The following is a 15,893-nucleotide window of genomic DNA, read 5'->3' as shown; positions in this document are numbered from 1 at the left end:
GATGGAATTCTTTAAAAAAGCCCCGGATTTCGGTCCGGGGCTTTGTCGTCGGCCAAGGTCTATTCGGCCGCTTGGGCTTGCGCCTCTCGAAACCCGAGCAGGCGCCTGGCATTGCCGCCGGCCACGAGACGTGCTTCCGCCTCGCTCAGACCTGCCTCGGCGAGGCTGGCGACCAGGCTCTTTCTGTCGAGTGCCGCCAGGATCGGCCAGTCCGTGCCCGCCAGCACTCTTTCTGCGCCAAAGAAACCGGTCAGCGTGCGGATGATGGCCGGGTCGTGCCCCATCGTGTCGAAATAGATGTTCGGGCGCTTGCCTGCCGCTCTTTCCGCACGACCATAAATGCCGCCGCGCGCCGCCTGAACGATCGCGCCAAGGCCGAGGGTGGCGAAGATCAGGTGAAGGTCCGGCAGGTCATCGAGCAGCGACGATTGAATGACCGACAGGAAGGCGACGCCATTCATCAGGCCGCGGCCAAGGGAATTGCCGAGCGTACCGGCGCCTGCAATCAGCACCTGCGAATTTGGATGGGCGACCGGGTGTACGAAGACGGGCACCTTGTAGCGTGCGGCAACTTCGAGGGTGGGCCTGACGGACGGATCGGCCAGGAATTTGCCGTCGCGCGAGGAATCGATCACCAGGCCCGACAGGCCGAGTTCGCCGATTGCGCGTTCGGCCTCGCGCGCACCCTCTTCGCCGCTGAACGCATCGGTGACGGCAAAGCCGGCGAGCGTCCGGTCGTAGTGGGATACGGTGGCGAGCCAGTTATTTGCCTCGCGAACTGCGGCAGGATCGACGGGGCCCTCGGCACCGAACAGGCTCTCGATCGTTGCAGTGACAATCGCGAGCGATACTCCAGCCACTTGAAACTCATCCACCAGCGCCTGCGGCGTGGTGATCTTGCGATAGAGATCGGGAGTAAAGCCGCTGGTAGGTTTGGCATATTGGCCGCCAGGTCCCCAGGCCGGCGGCCAGAGATGCGTATGAATATCGACGATATCGAGCGGCGTGGTCATTCTGCAGCTACCTTCCTGGCTTCGCGTTCGGCAATCGCGGCTTTCACGAGCGGCACCACATCGCGCCCGTAAGTGACGGTGTCTTCTGTCGGATAGAAGCCGCGCACGAGAAAGTTCGAGACGCCGGCGTCGTAATAATCGAGGATCGCATCGGCCACCTGTTCGGGCGTCCCGACCAGTGCGGTGGAATTGCCGCCGGCGCCGCTTGCTTCTGCAACCTCGGTCCAAAGCCGCTTGTCGAGCACCTTGCCGCGTTTGGCGGCTTCGCGCAGACGCACCGAACCGACATTCGAGGGCAGCTTTTCACCATTGCCGCCGGCCACGCGGGCGACTTGCGATTTCACCTTTTGCAGGATATCGGCGGCTTTTTCCCAGGCCGCGTCCTCCGTCTCGGCAACAACGGTCCGCAAGGCGAGCGTGAAGCGGATGTCGCTCGCCATGCGGCCGTTGGCAACGGCTGCGGCACGCACCTTGGCGATCGTCTCGCGCGCGCCGTCCAGCGGTTCGCCCCAGAGAGCGTAGATATCGGCATGCTTGCCGGCGACCGCAATCGCGGCATCGGAGGAACCGCCGAAGGAGATCGGGATGCGCGGCTTCTGGTATGGCTTCACCTGGCTGAAGGCGCCCTTGAACTTATAGAAGCGGCCTTCGTGGTCGAAGGGCTGGTCGCTTTCCCAGACCTTCTTCAGCACAGTCAGATATTCGTCGGTGCGGGCGTAACGGGTATCGTGGTCCTCGAAATCGCCGTCGCGGGCCTGGTCGGCATCCGATCCGCCGGTGATGATATGGACCCAGACACGGCCTTCGGAAAACTGGTCGAGGGTGGCGAGTTGGCGGGCGCCGAGCGTCGGCGCCATCAGGCCGGGTCGGTGGGCAAGGAGCGCGCCGATGCGTTCCGTCTGACTGAAGACGTAGGACGCGATCTGGTTGTTGTCCGGCCATTGCGCGAACTGGCCAATCAGCAGCCGGTCGATGCCGGCGGCTTCCGCAGCCTGAACGTGGTTGCGGATATAGGCCTTGTCGATGACCGGGCCGGAGGCGGGGACGATGTCGGACCCTTCCCGGTTGGACGTATGGCCGATGAATTCGGGTTGCATCAATAAGCTCCTGAACGCGATCCAGTTTGGTGACCAAGCAGCGGCTGAACCAGAGTTCGAGCGGCTTGGTCGGCTCGCTTTAGTCTATTTCGTTGATAGACTTTGTCGATTGCGTTTTGCGAAGCTATCTTGGGAAGGATTTCCAATCGACGGGCGTTCCGTGGGATTTCCTTCGTGTGTCGGGCATCAGGCTCGTTCATGCCGGAACGTCCGTCCCTGTTTGGAGGGGCGGCATTCGTGCTGAGGATAAATTTGCGGCGAGGGCTGGTGTTTTGTCGGGCTCGCGCGAAAAATTCTCCAAAAGGCGAGGAAAACCTCCGCCTTTTTTCATTCATACTTGTCGCTTTAGAAATCGAGTATCTCGATAAAGTTAGTAGATTTTATATTCTCAAAGCAACCACGCTCGATCGGGTGTTGGACGAAATCCAGGTCGTTTGTCTCGATGAATGGCTGCTTTGGGGGATATTTCATGACAATCAAAAATGCTCGTGCGCTGACGCCGACACGCCGCGCCTTCCTGCTTTCCACTGTGGCGCTCGCGGCCGCGGCCGCCGTTCCGCATATGTCCCAGGCACAGGACGAGACGCCACGCGGCGGCAGCGTTTCGATCAATATCGGCACCGAGCCTCCGGTTCTGGTGCTCATCGCCCATAGCGCCGGTGCCGCCTATTACATCAGCGGCAAGGCGACCGAGAGCCTCTTGACCTATGACCGCAGTTTCAATCCGCAGCCGCTTCTGGCAACCGAATGGAAAGTCAGCGAGGATGGCCTGCGCTACTGGTTCAAGCTTAGGCAGGGTGTGCGGTGGCACGACGGCAAGGATTTCACCGCCGAGGACGTGGCCTTCTCCATTCTGGCGCTGAAGGAAAACCATCCGCGCGGTCGGGCGACCTTCGCCTCTGTCCAGAAAGCCAACGTGCTCAACTCCCATGAAGTCGAGCTCCTTCTTTCGAAGCCGGCGCCCTATCTCCTGAGCGCCTTCGCCAGCTTCGAAGCGCCGATCGTGCCCAAGCATCTCTACGAAGGCACGAAGGTAGCCGAAAACCCGCACAATGTTGCGCCGGTTGGCACGGGACCCTACAAATTCGTCGAGTGGGTGCGCGGCAGCCACGCGCTCTTCGTTCGCAACGAAGATTATTGGGGCTCGCCGAAGCCTTATCTCGACCAGATCATCTTCCGCTTCATCATCGATCCGGCCGCTGCTGTGGCGGCGATCGAAACCGGTGAAGTGCAAGTCTCGACCGCCAATCTGCCGCTGACGGATATCGACCGCCTGAAGGCCAATCCAAACCTGGTCGTCGACACCACGCCGGCTGCCTATTCGCCGAGCATTGCCCGCGCCGAGTTCAACCTGGAAAACAAATATCTCGCCGACATCAAAGTGCGTCACGCCATCGCCCATGCGGTGGACAAGGATTTCATCGTCAACACGGTCTATCTCGGTTACGCGACGCGGCTCGACGGGCCGGTGAGCCCGGACCTCGCGAAATTCTACAATCCCGATCTGCCGAAATACGAGTTCAATCCGGCAAAGGCGAACCAGCTCCTGGATGAAGCCGGTTATAAGCGCGGCGCCGACGGGTTCCGCTTCAAGCTCTTCATCGATCCAACCCAGCCATCTGGTCCTCCCAAGCAGACGGCTGAATATTTCGCCCAGGCGCTCGGCAAGGTCGGCATCAAGGTCGAGCTTCGCAGCCAGGACTTCGCGACCTTCGTGAAGCGGGTCTTCACCGATCGCGATTTCGACATCGCCATCGAAGGTATGAGCAACCTTTACGATCCGACGGTCGGTGTCCAGCGGCTCTACTGGTCGAAGAATTTCAAGCCCGGCGTGCCCTTCACCAACGGCTCGAAATATTTCAACCCCGAGGTCGACCGCCTGCTCGAGACGGCCGCCGTCGAGGTCGATCCGAAGAAGCGGCTGCAACTCTTCAGCGATTTCCAGAAGCTCGTCGTGCAGGATCTGCCGACACTCGACATCGTCACGCCTTCGGTGATCACCGTCTACGACAAGCGGGTGAAGAACCTCAAGATCGGTGTCGAGGATCTCTGGAGCAACGGCGCCGACATCTATTTCGAGGGATAATCGATCATCGAGGCGGCCGGGCTTCGTCCCGGCCCCTGCCTTTTTTCTGCGTTTTCGGAGACAATCGCTTGAACATCGCCAAATTGCAGACCACCAGAAGCCCGACGCGCGAGGAGCTTCTCGCACGCATCCCCGCTTTCGCCGCCGAAATCGCCAGGGGCGCCGCGCAGCGTGATCTCGACCGCGAATTGCCCTTCGAAGCCTTCAGGCTGTTTCGCGAACTGGGCCTCGGCACGTTGCGCATCCCGGCCGCACTCGGGGGGCCGGGTGGGTCTATCGCCGACTATATCGAAATGATCGCGGCGATCGGTGCTGCGGATTCCAACGTGGCGCATGCTCTGCGCTCGCATTTCAACTATGTCGAGAACGTCATTCTCAGCGAACCACGGGAGCGGGATGCCGGTGCGGTCGAGCTGATCCTCGCTGGAAAACTGTTCGGCGGTGCCCATACGGAGCAGGGAACCGCACGACCGGGGCAGGTGACGACGACGATCGTGCGCCAAGGCGACACTTATCGCCTCAATGGCCGCAAATGGTATGCGACGGGGACAGCCTTTGCAGATTTCGCCTCCTTCAGCGCTTTGGATGAAGAAGGGCAGACGGTCGGTGTTCTCTTGCCGGTCGATCGCGGGGGTATCAAGATCCTCGACGACTGGGACGGCATGGGCCAGCGCCTGACGGCGAGTGGCGGCGTTCTTCTGGAAAATGTCGAGGTATTCCCGCACGAGTTCGCGATGCGGGGCCTCGACAATCTTGTCGGCCGGCATTGTTCGACGCTGCGTCAATTGCATCTGGCAGCAAGTGCGGCTGGAGCGGTTCGCAACGTGCTGACGGACGGGCTTGCCTATGTGCGCCGGCAGGCGCGTTCGGCGGCACACAGCGTGGCGGAAACAGCAAACCAGGATCCGTTCGTACAGCAGGTGATCGGCGAGATAGCCGCCAACTCCTTCGCGATCGATACGGCCGTCGCGGCCGCCGCCGTGGCTCTCGATCGGACCGTGGCTGCCTTCGGCAAAGGCGACGAAGCAGGGATCGAGGACGCTCTGGTCGCAAGCGCGCTGGCAACGGCACGCACGCAGCTCGTGCTCGGCCAGCTCGGCCCCCGCAGCGCCGAGCGCATGTTCGAACTCGGTGGCGGCTCGGCGACATCCCGCAACAACAATTTCGACCGCCACTGGCGCAATATCCGCACCGTCCTCAACCACAATCCGCTGCTGCATAAGTCGAGGGTGGTCGGAGACTATCTGCTCAACGGTACGACGACGCATCTCAAGGAAGGAAGGGTGTTCTGAAATTGACTTCGGCGCGGTTGCAATAAGTCCTGGAGGTTCGCATGTTCCCGACCCTGATCTTGCCCGGTCTCAACGGCTCGCCCGAAGGACACTGGCAGCGCCATTGGGCAACGGAGCACTCCAGTGCGTCGACTGTCGAGCAGGAGGATTGGAACTGTCCCGTCATCGAGGATTGGCAGGCGGAGCTGGATAGGGCGCTTTCGGTGGTGGAAGGCGCCTTCCTCGTTGCGCATAGCCTCGGATGCCTGCTGGCGGCGAGCTATGCCGGGCGCGGCAATGCGGACAAGATACGCGGTGCCTTGCTCGTCGCGCCGTGCTCCCTGGAGGTGACTTTGCGGCTTCATCCCTGCATGATCGAGTTCGGGCATGAACCACTCGCCCGGCTTCCCTTTCCAAGCCTCGTCATAGGCAGTCTGAACGATCCCTATATGAGCATGCCGGATCTCGAACGCCATGTCCGTGGCTGGGGCAGCGATCTGGCAACGATCGGGTTTGCGGGACATATCAACATAGCAAGCGGTTTCGGCCGCTGGCCCGAGGGTTATTCCTTTTTCAACAGGTTGAAAGGAGGAAAATCAGGGACCCCCTCAAAGGGAACCAGCGCGGCGCATACCGATTGGACGACGGTCAACGCCGCTGATGGCGGCCGCCTCCCGGTGACTTAGGTTATCAAACTCCAGAAACCGTGCTTTTTACCGTGCCGGCCCTTCAGTCCCGCGACATATGCGCCGTGGGTTTCGACGCTGCCGAAATCGTCGACATGCGGGGCAAGCGATGCACATGTCGCAAGATGCTGCGCCGCATAGCGATTGCGGCTCGACCGCGCTTTATCGAGCGTGAAGTCGATCATCGAGCGCAGGACGATCGTTGCTGCAAGCGGGTGTTTCTGCGCCAGGGCGTCCGCTGCCGCCGTCATCAGCTCATAGAGATCGCCATCGAGTTCCGTCTTGCGCTTCAACACGAGCCTGGCTGCCTCGCCAACCGCTGGCCAGCGCAGGAAAAAAGTAAGGGCTCGATGGAACTCCGGAAAAGCCTGCGCATAAGCGAACGCCTTTTCCTCGGCCTCCATGTCGTCGAAGTCCGGCAGCCGGCGGATAAACGCGCGCAGGTGTGCGTCGTTCAGAGACTGCTCGAACCACTTCCATCGATCCGTCTGGGCTTCGTCCGCGCGTCCCAGGGCTTCGAGCACCTCGGTGCGGGCAAGCTGCCATTCGACCGGAGTGTCGGCATGGCCTCGTTCATCGATGGCGTCCAGCGTTTCGAGCGCTTCGGCGGCTCGTCCCGCGGAAAGCAGCCGGCGGGCGATGTCCGTTGCCACCAAGGGCGACCTGCGGGTCTTTTCCGGCTGCTGGGCGATATACGCATCGACGTCGCCCTGGGCATCGGCGATTTCCTGCAAGGCGATACGTACCAGCAGTTCCTGATGATTTCCGTAGACCTGGTCTTCGTAGATCGGCCCATTGCTGCTCCAGCCGATGACGCGGCGATCACTCTCGGCGATCTTGTCCTCAGGCTCCTTCGACCACTGCCCCAACAGGACCTTGAGTCGTTCAAGACCGTCTCTGCCGAGCGCAGGCGCCGTAACGGCAATCAGCGGGTCATACTGGCCATAGCCGTTGTTGAGCACTGCTGCGAAGATCTTGTCGGCAAGGGCGTCCTTCTCGACGCCTGAAGACTTCGCGATCGCGCCGGCATCCGCGCACGCGTCGTGAAAGCTCTCGATGATCGAGCCGCTGCCGTCGTCGGATCTCTCAAACACCGGATCGGCAAGCGCCAGGAATTGCCAGATAAGCTCCAAGGCCTCCTTCGGATCGTCGCGGGCAACGACATCGACGATCGTCTTCCGCTGCGTTTCTAGGTCCGTCTTGAGCCCCTTCACCTTGCGCCAGTTTATGAAGGTTCGGGAACGGCCGATGCTTGCGAGCCGCTTGCGCACTTCGCGGGCGACCTCGGCGCTGCTGTGGTTGCCGGCAAGCTCCATGCGAAGCCGTCGTTTGTTTGCCGCGCTGCCGGTGCTGATCTCGATGAGCAATTCGGCCAGGCGCGGCGCGCCGAGTGCTTCCAGGTTCTTCGCGTTGAGTGTGGTCTTGGCTGCCATCGAATTCCACTGTCGTTTGTACCCAACACTAGCCTCGCGGTCGATTGGCGCAAGATGGCTTGGCGTGGCCGACAGATTTTTAGACACCTGAGAAAAGGCATACGGCTGTTTAGCTCAGAAGCAGGGATCACAGCACCGTGGCTTACCCGGTCACTTGGCGCCGGCGAGGTTGAAGGCGGGGACCACGTCTCCTTCCGCACGGAACAGTCGTTCCAGTTCCGCCACATCCGGGCAAACTGGGACAGACTGCAGAAAGGTCGGGTCCATCTCGGCATTGGGGAGCGCGATGACCGCTGCGGCAAGCAGCGTCGTCCCTGGCTCGACCTGTCCACGGAGCTGGGGAAGAAGCGTCTTGGCGTGAATGAGATTGGTATTGGCGATCGGGCTCATGGCATGGCCGTCCCGCCTGAAGGCAGGCGAGATGTCGACGATTGCGCTGGTGTCGGTTCGGCCGTGCCAAACGGCGAAACCTTCGCCTCGGCTGGCGATATCCGCCTGGAAATCCGCCTGTTCGATGGCAAAGCCCCCCTCCGTCGTTTGCAGAGCACGGGGCGTGACAATGCGGTGGATACGGATATGCCAGGGGTTGGCTGGCACCAGCCATGTCTCCACTGTGACATCGCTCCAGGGTTTCCAGCGGGAGTAGAGCCTGTCACCGGCGATCAGCGCCTGCTCGAGCGTCTCGCGCATGCGGAAATGCACGCCGTCGTCGGAGAGGCCCAGCATGCCGTCAAAACTTGCCGCCGCGAAATGCCGGTCGTTGGCCTCGATGTTGAAGGCGTAGCGAGTGGAATAGGCGAACTTCGAGTATTTCTCGTGGGCGCCGCGCATCCTGTCGTGCTGCTGCCCGGAGGCGAGGACGACGACGTTGCCGGGCGTATGCATGGCAACCATGCCGGGTTCCTTGAGCGGAACCGGGTCCGCAAAGGAGGGTGCGGGCGCTTCCTCTGCCAGCCAGAACGGATGGTCGGCGGGCAGAGCCAGGGGCAGAAAGAATTTCAGCGCCCAATAGGGCGAGCCGGCCGAATTGTAGCTCTCGCTCATCAGGAGATTGGGATAACCGTAGCCGATCGACAGCACCCCGTCCCGGTCGGCGATCGGAAGCTTCGACCACCAGCGGATATGGCGCATGTAGTAGCCTTTGATCTCGGCCCATGGCAGGGCCTCGACGCCTGCAAACGCCAATGCGCCCCAGAAGCCGCCGGCGGCAAACCGGTATGTCTGGCTGCGCCCGAAGGCGAGCGCGGCACCATCCGGGCCGAACCAGTGGCGGATATCCTGCGCAAATATACGGGCACGCTCGCGATAGGCATCGCCGCGCGGGGTGTCGGCCTTCGCGAGCACCGAATAGATTAGTGCATAAAAATGCAGGGCGAAGGGGATATAGTGGTCGACGCGCTTGACCGGCCCGTCGCGATACCAGCCTTCGCCCAGCCGAAAGGCTTCCGTCTCGTCGAGATACTTCTTCGTCATGGATCGGTCGAAGCCTATGCCGACGCGTGTCAGGCCGAGATCGATAAGAACCCGGAAGAATTTCCAGTTGTTGTCGATAAATTCCTTGTCGCGGGCCGACAGGAGATAGGCTGCGACGGTTTTCTTCTCTGCTTCGCCAAGCGGATCCCAGATGTGTTCGGGAACCATGGCAAGCGCAAAACCCACTGCCGCCAGTTCCACCTGACGCTGGTCGCGATCGGAAATGTCGCCCCAATATTCCGGATGAGAGGGATCGGTGCCGTTTGTAAGCCCGCGGCGGTAGAGGTCCCAATGCGGGAAATCATGGCCTCCGGCTGCGAGCGGTACGATCCCCCACAGCGGTCGGGCAAAACCTTCAAGGTCGGCCGCGGCACGGTCGAAATGCACCCCGGTCGCGCTCAGGCGGACCCGCGCGCCGCCTTGCGAAAAATAGGGGAGAAGCGGTCTGAACAGATCCAGCACCGCTCTGCCGAGATCGTCTCGGGAAAGAAGAGGGTTCCCGCAAAGGGGATTGGCTCGGACTGGGTCGTAGATCACGGGCAAACCATTTTTTATCGAAAGAGAGACCCGCGGAGGACTGGCCTCCGCGGGTCGGGCTGTTACTTGATCGCCTTCACGCCGTCGGTCATTTCCTTCAGGCCGTCGTCGATGGAGATGTTGTCGGTCATGATCGAGTCATGCGCGCGGTTGAGAACAACCTCGATCTTCGCGGCATTCGGATTGACGGCCATCTCCAAGAAGGACTTGCCGGACTGCAGTGCGTCCTTGCTCGCCTGATCCTGGGGGAAGCCGGGCAGGGATGCGATCTTGGCGGTGACTTCCGGCGTACGGACGGTCGGGATCGTGCCGGTGCCGGCGATGATGGCCGCACCTTCCGGGCCAGTGACGAACTTGATGAAGTCGAGTACCTCAGCCTTGTGAGCGGAGTTGGTGTTGACCGCGAGACCGGAAATCTGCGCCGCGGTCGTGCCTGCTGCAACGCCATCCGGATGCGGGAACTTCACGATCCCCCAGTTCTTGCTCTTCGACTCGCCGGAGGCGACCTTGGCGATCTGGGTGCCGACGAACCAGGTACCCATCGGCAGCATGCCGATCGTGCTGTTGAAGAACAGCGCCGAGTAGTGGGTGTTGGAGGTCTTCAGCGACGCATAGGACGGAACGACGCCGGCCTTCTGCAGGGCAAGCGCACGCTCATACCATGGCTTCAGGAAAGCGTAATCCGGCCCCGCGAGCGTCTTTTTGCCGTCAAGGATACCCGGAAGCTGAACCGTTGAGCGCCATGTGTGGAAGAGGGCGCCGTAGGTCTTGTTCGCGCCCATGCCGCCAGCGAGCTTTGTGGCGATCTGGTCGAACTGCGCCCAGGTCATGTCGTTGGTCGGGTAGGTAACCCCGGCTTTGTCGAAAATGTCCTTGTTGTAATAGACGACCCAGAAATCCGAGCGGAACGGCAGGGCGTAGATCTTGCCGTCGATCTTGAGTTCGTCGACGAGGCCGCCGAACGACGCGGGGTCGATCTTCTGTTCCGTCATGAAGCCCGAGAGGTCCGAGATCGAGCCGGCACGAACGAGGTTCGTGTAGTTCGGAACGTCCTTGACGGTGACGATGTCGATATCCTTGGAGCCGCCCGCGAGCTGCGTGGCGATCATCTGCTGGTAGTCCTGCGAACCGAGGTCCACGGACTCGAACTTAACGTTCGGATGTTTGGCCTGGTATGCCTCTATGAGCGGCTTGTAATAAGCCACCTTGTCCCAATCCCACAGCGCCCATTTGAGCGTCACGGAATTGCCCGACTGGGCGTATGCCGATCCTGCGACCGACGTTGCCATGGCGAGACCCGCCATCGCGAACCTCACCGATCTCCCGAATTTCCCCAAATACATTTCCGTTCTCCTTCCCTGAAGTGTCTCTGGATTAGATATGTTTAGCGTCACCAGCATGCGGTTCGCGATGCGCCTGTATTGCCATTGGCAGGGCTAGAACCATGACCGCTGCCCGATGGACGCCGAATGTGACGGCGAACATTCCGAGTGAAAAGTTGAGGGTGGCCGGCATGAAGACAGACACCGGATAAAAGACGATATGGGCGAGCCAGAGCGCAGCCACGAATGCAAGCGCGCCGAGCGCCGGCAGCGGACGGACGACCGACGCGACGGCTGCCAGCCGCAGCAGCACTGGCGCCGAAAGATCACGCATCACCATCAGCACGACGAGGTGGCAGGCCACCGCGACGATAAAAACCGTTGCGATCAGCGCGATTGTCAGCGGCAGGGCCAGGACGAGATTGTCTCTCGCGGTCGCGGCATAGGTGACGATCGCATAGATGCCGAGGCCGATCGCAAGGGTGAAGGCCAGGCCCCACGCGGTCGCACGCCAGAAATATCGGAAAAACGCTTCGGCGAAATCCCGCAGGAGATAGGTGTTGCGATCTTCGATGAAGGCGACCGAAATGCGGGCGGTCGCAACGATTGCAGCGGGGATGGTGACGACGAAGAGTGCGGCCAGAATGAACAGGATGTTCAATTTGACCATCTCCCACCACTCGCGCGCGAACGTATCGGCGAAAAGGGCGAGACCGGTCTTCTTCGGCGCATTCTTTGGAATGCCCGGTCCTTCCTTCGTCCACATGTTGCGCAGCCACTGCATGGCCGTTTCCTCCCGCTCGCCTAATAAAGGATCGAGCGCTCCGTTTGCCTGTCGAACAACTGCATATTGGTCGTGTCGACGACCAGCTTGACCTCGTCGCCGATCGCGCCCTTGAATCGTGGCGACACGCGCGCGATCAAGCTGCGCCCGCCGGCGACGATATTGAGATGGATTTCCGAGCCCATCGGTTCGGCGAGTTCCATGACGGCGCTGAAGGGCGCCAGGTTTTCCGGCGCGATATCGGCCGGCGGCAATTCGTGGAAATTCTCAGGCCGGATGCCGATGACCAGCTCGCGGCCCTCGTAAGGGGCGATGCGGCTTTTGTCGAAATGGGCCGGCAATGGCAGTTCCCGCCCGTCGAACAAGGCAAAATATCTCTCGCCACGCCGCTCGATCACGGATGGCATCATGTTCATCTGCGGCGCGCCGATGAAGCCGGCGACGAACATGTTGACCGGCCGATCATAGAGGTTCTGTGGCGTGTCGACCTGCTGGATATGCCCGTCCTTCATCACCACGATGCGATCCGCCATGGTCATCGCCTCGATCTGGTCGTGGGTGACGTAGATGAAGGTGGCATGCAGACGCTTGTGCAGCTTGGTGATCTCGGCGCGCATGGTGCCGCGAAGCTTGGCGTCGAGATTGGACAGCGGTTCGTCCAGCAGGAAGACTGCCGGATTGCGCACCATGGCACGCCCGAGCGCGACGCGCTGGCGCTGGCCGCCGGACAGCGCCTTCGGCTTGCGGTTGAGAAGGTGCGTGATGTCGAGGATTTTTGCGGCGTCCTGAACCTGGCTGTCGATGAAATCCCGGGACACTTTCCGAAGCTGCAGGCCGAAAGCCATATTCTTGTAGACGGTCATATGCGGATAAAGCGCATAGTTCTGGAAGACCATGGCGATGTCGCGGTCCTTCGACGGCACATCGTTCATCAGGTCGCCGCCGATCTGAAGCTCGCCACCGGAGATCTCCTCCAACCCGGCGATCATCCGGAGCGTCGTCGATTTGCCGCAGCCCGAAGGCCCGACGAGAATGATGAATTCCTTGTCGGCGATCTCCAGATCGATGTCATGGACAACGGTGAGGGCGCCATAGGACTTGTTCAGTTTTTTCAGTGAAATGCTGGCCATCGGATTCTCTCACCAATAGGAAGACCAGGCGCGCGAGAGGCGCGTCAGGGCTTCCATGTAATAATAGTCGCCCCAGGAGACGCACTCGTCGACGCCTTCGCCGCGGCAGGTATTGTAGGGCGATTTTTTCGAATAGGTCCCGTTGAGGACAAGGCCGTTGGACATGGCCGGATCCTTGACCGCGTGGTGCTCGGAAAGGCTTTTCATCATGCGCCGCGCCAGCTCGCGATAACGCGCGGCGACATCGGCCTCGACAAGGTCGGCCATTTCGAGCAGTCCGCAGGCGACGATCGAGGCCGACGAACTATCGCGCGGCTCGCCATCTTTCTCGGAAAATACCAGGTCCCAGTAAGGCACCAAGTCGGCCGGCAGCTTCTTCAGATAGAAATCGAGAAGCCGGTCGAATGTTTTGCGATATTCGTCGATCGGCTCGTAGCGATAGGAAAGCGCCATGCCGGCAATGCCCCAGGCCTGCCCACGTGCCCAGAAGCTGTCGTCCTTGTAGCCCTGCTTGGTCGCACCGCGCACGGGCGCACCGGTAACCGGATCCATGTAGAACGTATGGTAGGTGGAATTGTCCGGCCTGACCGAATTTGCCAACGTCGTGCGGGCATGGAGGAGCGCGATGTCGTGGTATTTCGCATCGCCCGTCTCGCGGCTTGCCCAATAGAGCAAAGGCAGGTTCAGCAGGCAGTCGATGATGTAGCGATATTCCTCCGCAACACCCTTGCGGCCCCAGGCCTGGATGAACTGGCCGATCGGCTGGAAGCGCTCGATGAGCTGGTCTGCGGCCAGGATGGCCGCCTTGCGCCCGTCCTCATCGCCTACCAGCTTCCATGCCGCGATGCAGGAGGGCGAATAGAGAAAGCCCATGTCGTGGTGGTCGGTCTCGATGCGGTTCTCGATCCTATGCAGAAAGCTCTGCACCTGGATCTGCGCCGCATGCTGAAAAACCTTGTCACCGGTATGCTCGAACGCCAGCCAGATTTCTCCCGGCCAGAAACCAGCAGTCCATTGGGTATTCTCGACGGCGGGATAAAAATTGCCGACGCTGGAATGGTTCTGGCACGCGTAGGTGAAGGCCGGCAGATTGCGCCGGATCTGGGCGACGGCGAGATCGAGCGCCGCCTTGACCTCGGCATCGGTGATCGGTTGGGGAGCGGTCGGCGTAACGGCATTCATGACATTAACCCTTGAGGCCCGACGAGGCGACGCCTTCGACGAAGAAGCGCTGCAGCGACAGGAAGACGATCAAAACGGGAATGAGGGCGACGACCGATGCCGCCATGATCAGCCCGTATTCGGCGGAATATTGCGAAATGAACATGCGCAGGCCGATCTGGATCGTCTTCAGCTCCGTCTTGGTCAGGTAGATCATTGGACCGAGGAAGTCGTTCCAGGTGGTGACGAAAGTGAAGATGGTCAGCGTCGAAAGTGCGGGCTTCGACAGCGGCAGCATGATGCGCGCCCAGATCTGATATTCGTTCATGCCGTCGATGCGCGCCGCTTCGCAAAGCTCCGTCGGGATCGACATATAGAACTGCCGCATGAGGAATACACCGAAGGCGGTGAAAGCCTGCAGGCAGATCAGCGCCAGATGGGTGTTGTTCAAGCCGAATTCGCGCATCAGCAGGAACTGCGGCACCATGTAGACCTGCCAGGGCATGGCGATCGTCGCGATATAGCCGAGGAACAGGGTATTCTTGTAGGGGAAATCGAGCTTTGCAAAGGCATAGGCCGCAAAACTCGACGTCAGCAACTGAAGCAGGGTGACGATGATCGTCAGCTTCGATGTGTTGTAGATGAACAGCCCGAGCGGGATCTTCGTCCAGATGTCCACGTAGTTCTGCCACTGCGGTTGCGACGGAATCCACTCGATCGGGAATACGAAGACGTCGCGGCTGAGCTTCAGCGAGGCCGATAGCATCCAGGCGAAAGGCATCAGCATCACGGCGGTGATGACGATGACCGTCGCATAGACTGCAATGCTCTTGGCGGTGACCTTGCGACCGGCAATCTTCACGGATCAATCCTCCCTCTGTCGGCGGAACTGGACGACCGTGACCGCCAGTACGAGAAAGAAAAGAACGAGCGCAATCATGCTGGAGTAACCGAGGTCCCAGGAAATGAAGGCTTCGTTGTAGATGTGATAAACGAGGACCAGCGTCGAGGTGCCAGGCCCGCCCTGGGTGATCATGTAGATCTGATCGAAGACCTTGAACGACTGGATGGTCAGCATGACCGTGACGAAGAAGGTCGTCGGCCCGAGCTGCGGCACGGTGACATAGAGAAATTTCTGCCACGAACTGGCGCCATCGAGATCGGCCGCCTCGTAAAGCTCGGAATTGATGCCCTGCAGCCCGGCGAGATAGATGACCATGTAATAACCCATGCTCTTCCAGACGCCGAAGAGGATGACCGTCACCATCGCCCAATGCCGGTCGGCTGCCCATCCCGGCATGTCCTTGGGGTCCAGGCCAAGCGTATAGAGGATCATGTTCACCGGCCCCATTTCTGGGTTGAAGATCATGTTCCAGACCACGGCGACGGCCACGAGCGAAGCGACGTAGGGAAAGAACATCGCCGTGCGGAAGAAGTCGCGCCCGAAGATCTTCTGGTTCAGCAGGATCGCCAGGCCGAGCGCGCAGGCGAGCGTCGCGGGAACCGACACGACCGTATAGATGATCGTGTTCCAGAATGCGGCAATGAAGACCTTGTCTTCGAACAGCCGCCAGAAATTGTCGAGGCCGGCGAAGGTGATCGCATTCGAGCCGTCCCAATGCATGAATGCCAGCACGAAGGCGAACAGGATCGGCCCGAGCGTGAAGACGGCAAAACCGAGGAAATTCGGGGCGATGAAGGAGTAGGCGACCAGCGCGCTCTGGATCTTGCGCCGGCGGCGCGACAACACCTTGCTCGACCGCCGGGACGCTGCCGGCGCATCACCTGCGGCGATGGTCGAATTCGATATGGACACTTTTATCCCTCCTCGAACCAGGATGCTCCGATCGACGCCCAAGGGCTATCCACGGCTCGCCATCGTGTCACGAGCGTGCCGCCT

At 60.7% G+C, this 15,893-nt stretch carries 13 protein-coding genes; 3 read left to right on the top strand and 10 right to left on the bottom strand.

What is annotated here, in order from left to right; all coding sequences use genetic code 11:
* Nucleotides 1-59 precede the first annotated feature (59 nt).
* Together RG540_RS30385 and RG540_RS30380 are read right to left on the bottom strand one after the other, a co-directional pair.
* Nucleotides 60-1,013, bottom strand: coding sequence for an amidohydrolase family protein (locus RG540_RS30385; RefSeq protein WP_041366098.1), 954 nt, complete (start codon nucleotides 1,011-1,013; stop codon nucleotides 60-62).
* Entirely contained in the window at nucleotides 1,010-2,110 is a 1,101-nt protein-coding gene (locus tag RG540_RS30380; protein WP_041366097.1) for an LLM class flavin-dependent oxidoreductase, read from the bottom strand. Before RG540_RS30380 ends, RG540_RS30385 begins: the two co-directional genes overlap by 4 nt.
* A 469-nt stretch (nucleotides 2,111-2,579) precedes the next feature.
* Here RG540_RS30380 and RG540_RS30375 point away from each other — a divergent pair, with 469 nt between their 5' ends.
* The 3 genes from RG540_RS30375 (at nucleotide 2,580) to RG540_RS30365 (ending at nucleotide 6,153) form a co-directional block, all read left to right on the top strand.
* Complete coding sequence (locus RG540_RS30375) at nucleotides 2,580-4,196, top strand: ABC transporter substrate-binding protein (protein WP_041366096.1); 1,617 nt, start codon at nucleotides 2,580-2,582, stop codon at nucleotides 4,194-4,196.
* A 68-nt stretch (nucleotides 4,197-4,264) separates the two neighbouring features.
* On the top strand, nucleotides 4,265-5,488 hold the full coding sequence (locus RG540_RS30370) for an acyl-CoA dehydrogenase family protein (protein ID WP_041366095.1): 1,224 nt from the start codon (nucleotides 4,265-4,267) through the stop codon (nucleotides 5,486-5,488).
* 41 nt (nucleotides 5,489-5,529) lie between these two features.
* Entirely contained in the window at nucleotides 5,530-6,153 is a 624-nt protein-coding gene (locus RG540_RS30365; RefSeq protein WP_046599188.1) for an RBBP9/YdeN family alpha/beta hydrolase, read from the top strand.
* Here RG540_RS30365 and RG540_RS30360 read toward each other — a convergent pair.
* The 8 genes from RG540_RS30360 to RG540_RS30325 all read right to left on the bottom strand — a co-directional run bounded on the left by RG540_RS30360 (nucleotide 6,150) and on the right by RG540_RS30325 (nucleotide 15,809).
* On the bottom strand, nucleotides 6,150-7,586 hold the full coding sequence (locus tag RG540_RS30360) for a DUF6880 family protein (protein WP_041366094.1): 1,437 nt from the start codon (nucleotides 7,584-7,586) through the stop codon (nucleotides 6,150-6,152). The two genes, RG540_RS30365 and RG540_RS30360, sit on opposite strands and share 4 nt — an antisense overlap.
* Nucleotides 7,587-7,736: 150 nt before the next feature.
* On the bottom strand, nucleotides 7,737-9,596 hold the full coding sequence (locus tag RG540_RS30355) for a DUF2264 domain-containing protein (RefSeq protein WP_041366624.1): 1,860 nt from the start codon (nucleotides 9,594-9,596) through the stop codon (nucleotides 7,737-7,739).
* A 62-nt stretch (nucleotides 9,597-9,658) separates the two neighbouring features.
* Complete coding sequence (locus RG540_RS30350; RefSeq protein WP_041366093.1) at nucleotides 9,659-10,939, bottom strand: ABC transporter substrate-binding protein; 1,281 nt, start codon at nucleotides 10,937-10,939, stop codon at nucleotides 9,659-9,661.
* Nucleotides 10,940-10,970: 31 nt separating this feature from the next.
* Nucleotides 10,971-11,702, bottom strand: a complete 732-nt coding sequence (locus RG540_RS30345) for a DUF624 domain-containing protein (RefSeq protein ID WP_041366092.1) — start codon at nucleotides 11,700-11,702, stop codon at nucleotides 10,971-10,973.
* Nucleotides 11,703-11,722: 20 nt separating this feature from the next.
* Nucleotides 11,723-12,832: an ABC transporter ATP-binding protein gene (locus tag RG540_RS30340; protein WP_041366091.1), complete on the bottom strand. Its 1,110-nt coding sequence runs from the start codon at nucleotides 12,830-12,832 to the stop codon at nucleotides 11,723-11,725.
* Nucleotides 12,833-12,841: 9 nt separating this feature from the next.
* Nucleotides 12,842-14,014: a glycoside hydrolase family 88 protein gene (locus tag RG540_RS30335; protein WP_041366090.1), complete on the bottom strand. Its 1,173-nt coding sequence runs from the start codon at nucleotides 14,012-14,014 to the stop codon at nucleotides 12,842-12,844.
* Nucleotides 14,015-14,018: 4 nt separating this feature from the next.
* A complete protein-coding gene (locus RG540_RS30330; protein ID WP_040125532.1) occupies nucleotides 14,019-14,855 on the bottom strand; it encodes a carbohydrate ABC transporter permease in 837 nt (278 codons plus the stop codon).
* A gap of 3 nt (nucleotides 14,856-14,858) precedes the next feature.
* On the bottom strand, nucleotides 14,859-15,809 hold the full coding sequence (locus RG540_RS30325) for a carbohydrate ABC transporter permease (RefSeq protein WP_041366089.1): 951 nt from the start codon (nucleotides 15,807-15,809) through the stop codon (nucleotides 14,859-14,861).
* Between the last annotated feature and the right edge of the window lie 84 nt (nucleotides 15,810-15,893).

It is taken from the genome of Neorhizobium galegae bv. orientalis str. HAMBI 540, assembly GCF_000731315.1.
Lineage (GTDB): Bacteria > Pseudomonadota > Alphaproteobacteria > Rhizobiales > Rhizobiaceae > Neorhizobium > Neorhizobium galegae.
The sequence above is the reverse complement of the archived record's forward strand: the minus strand, read 5'-3'. Positions and strand labels throughout refer to the sequence as shown.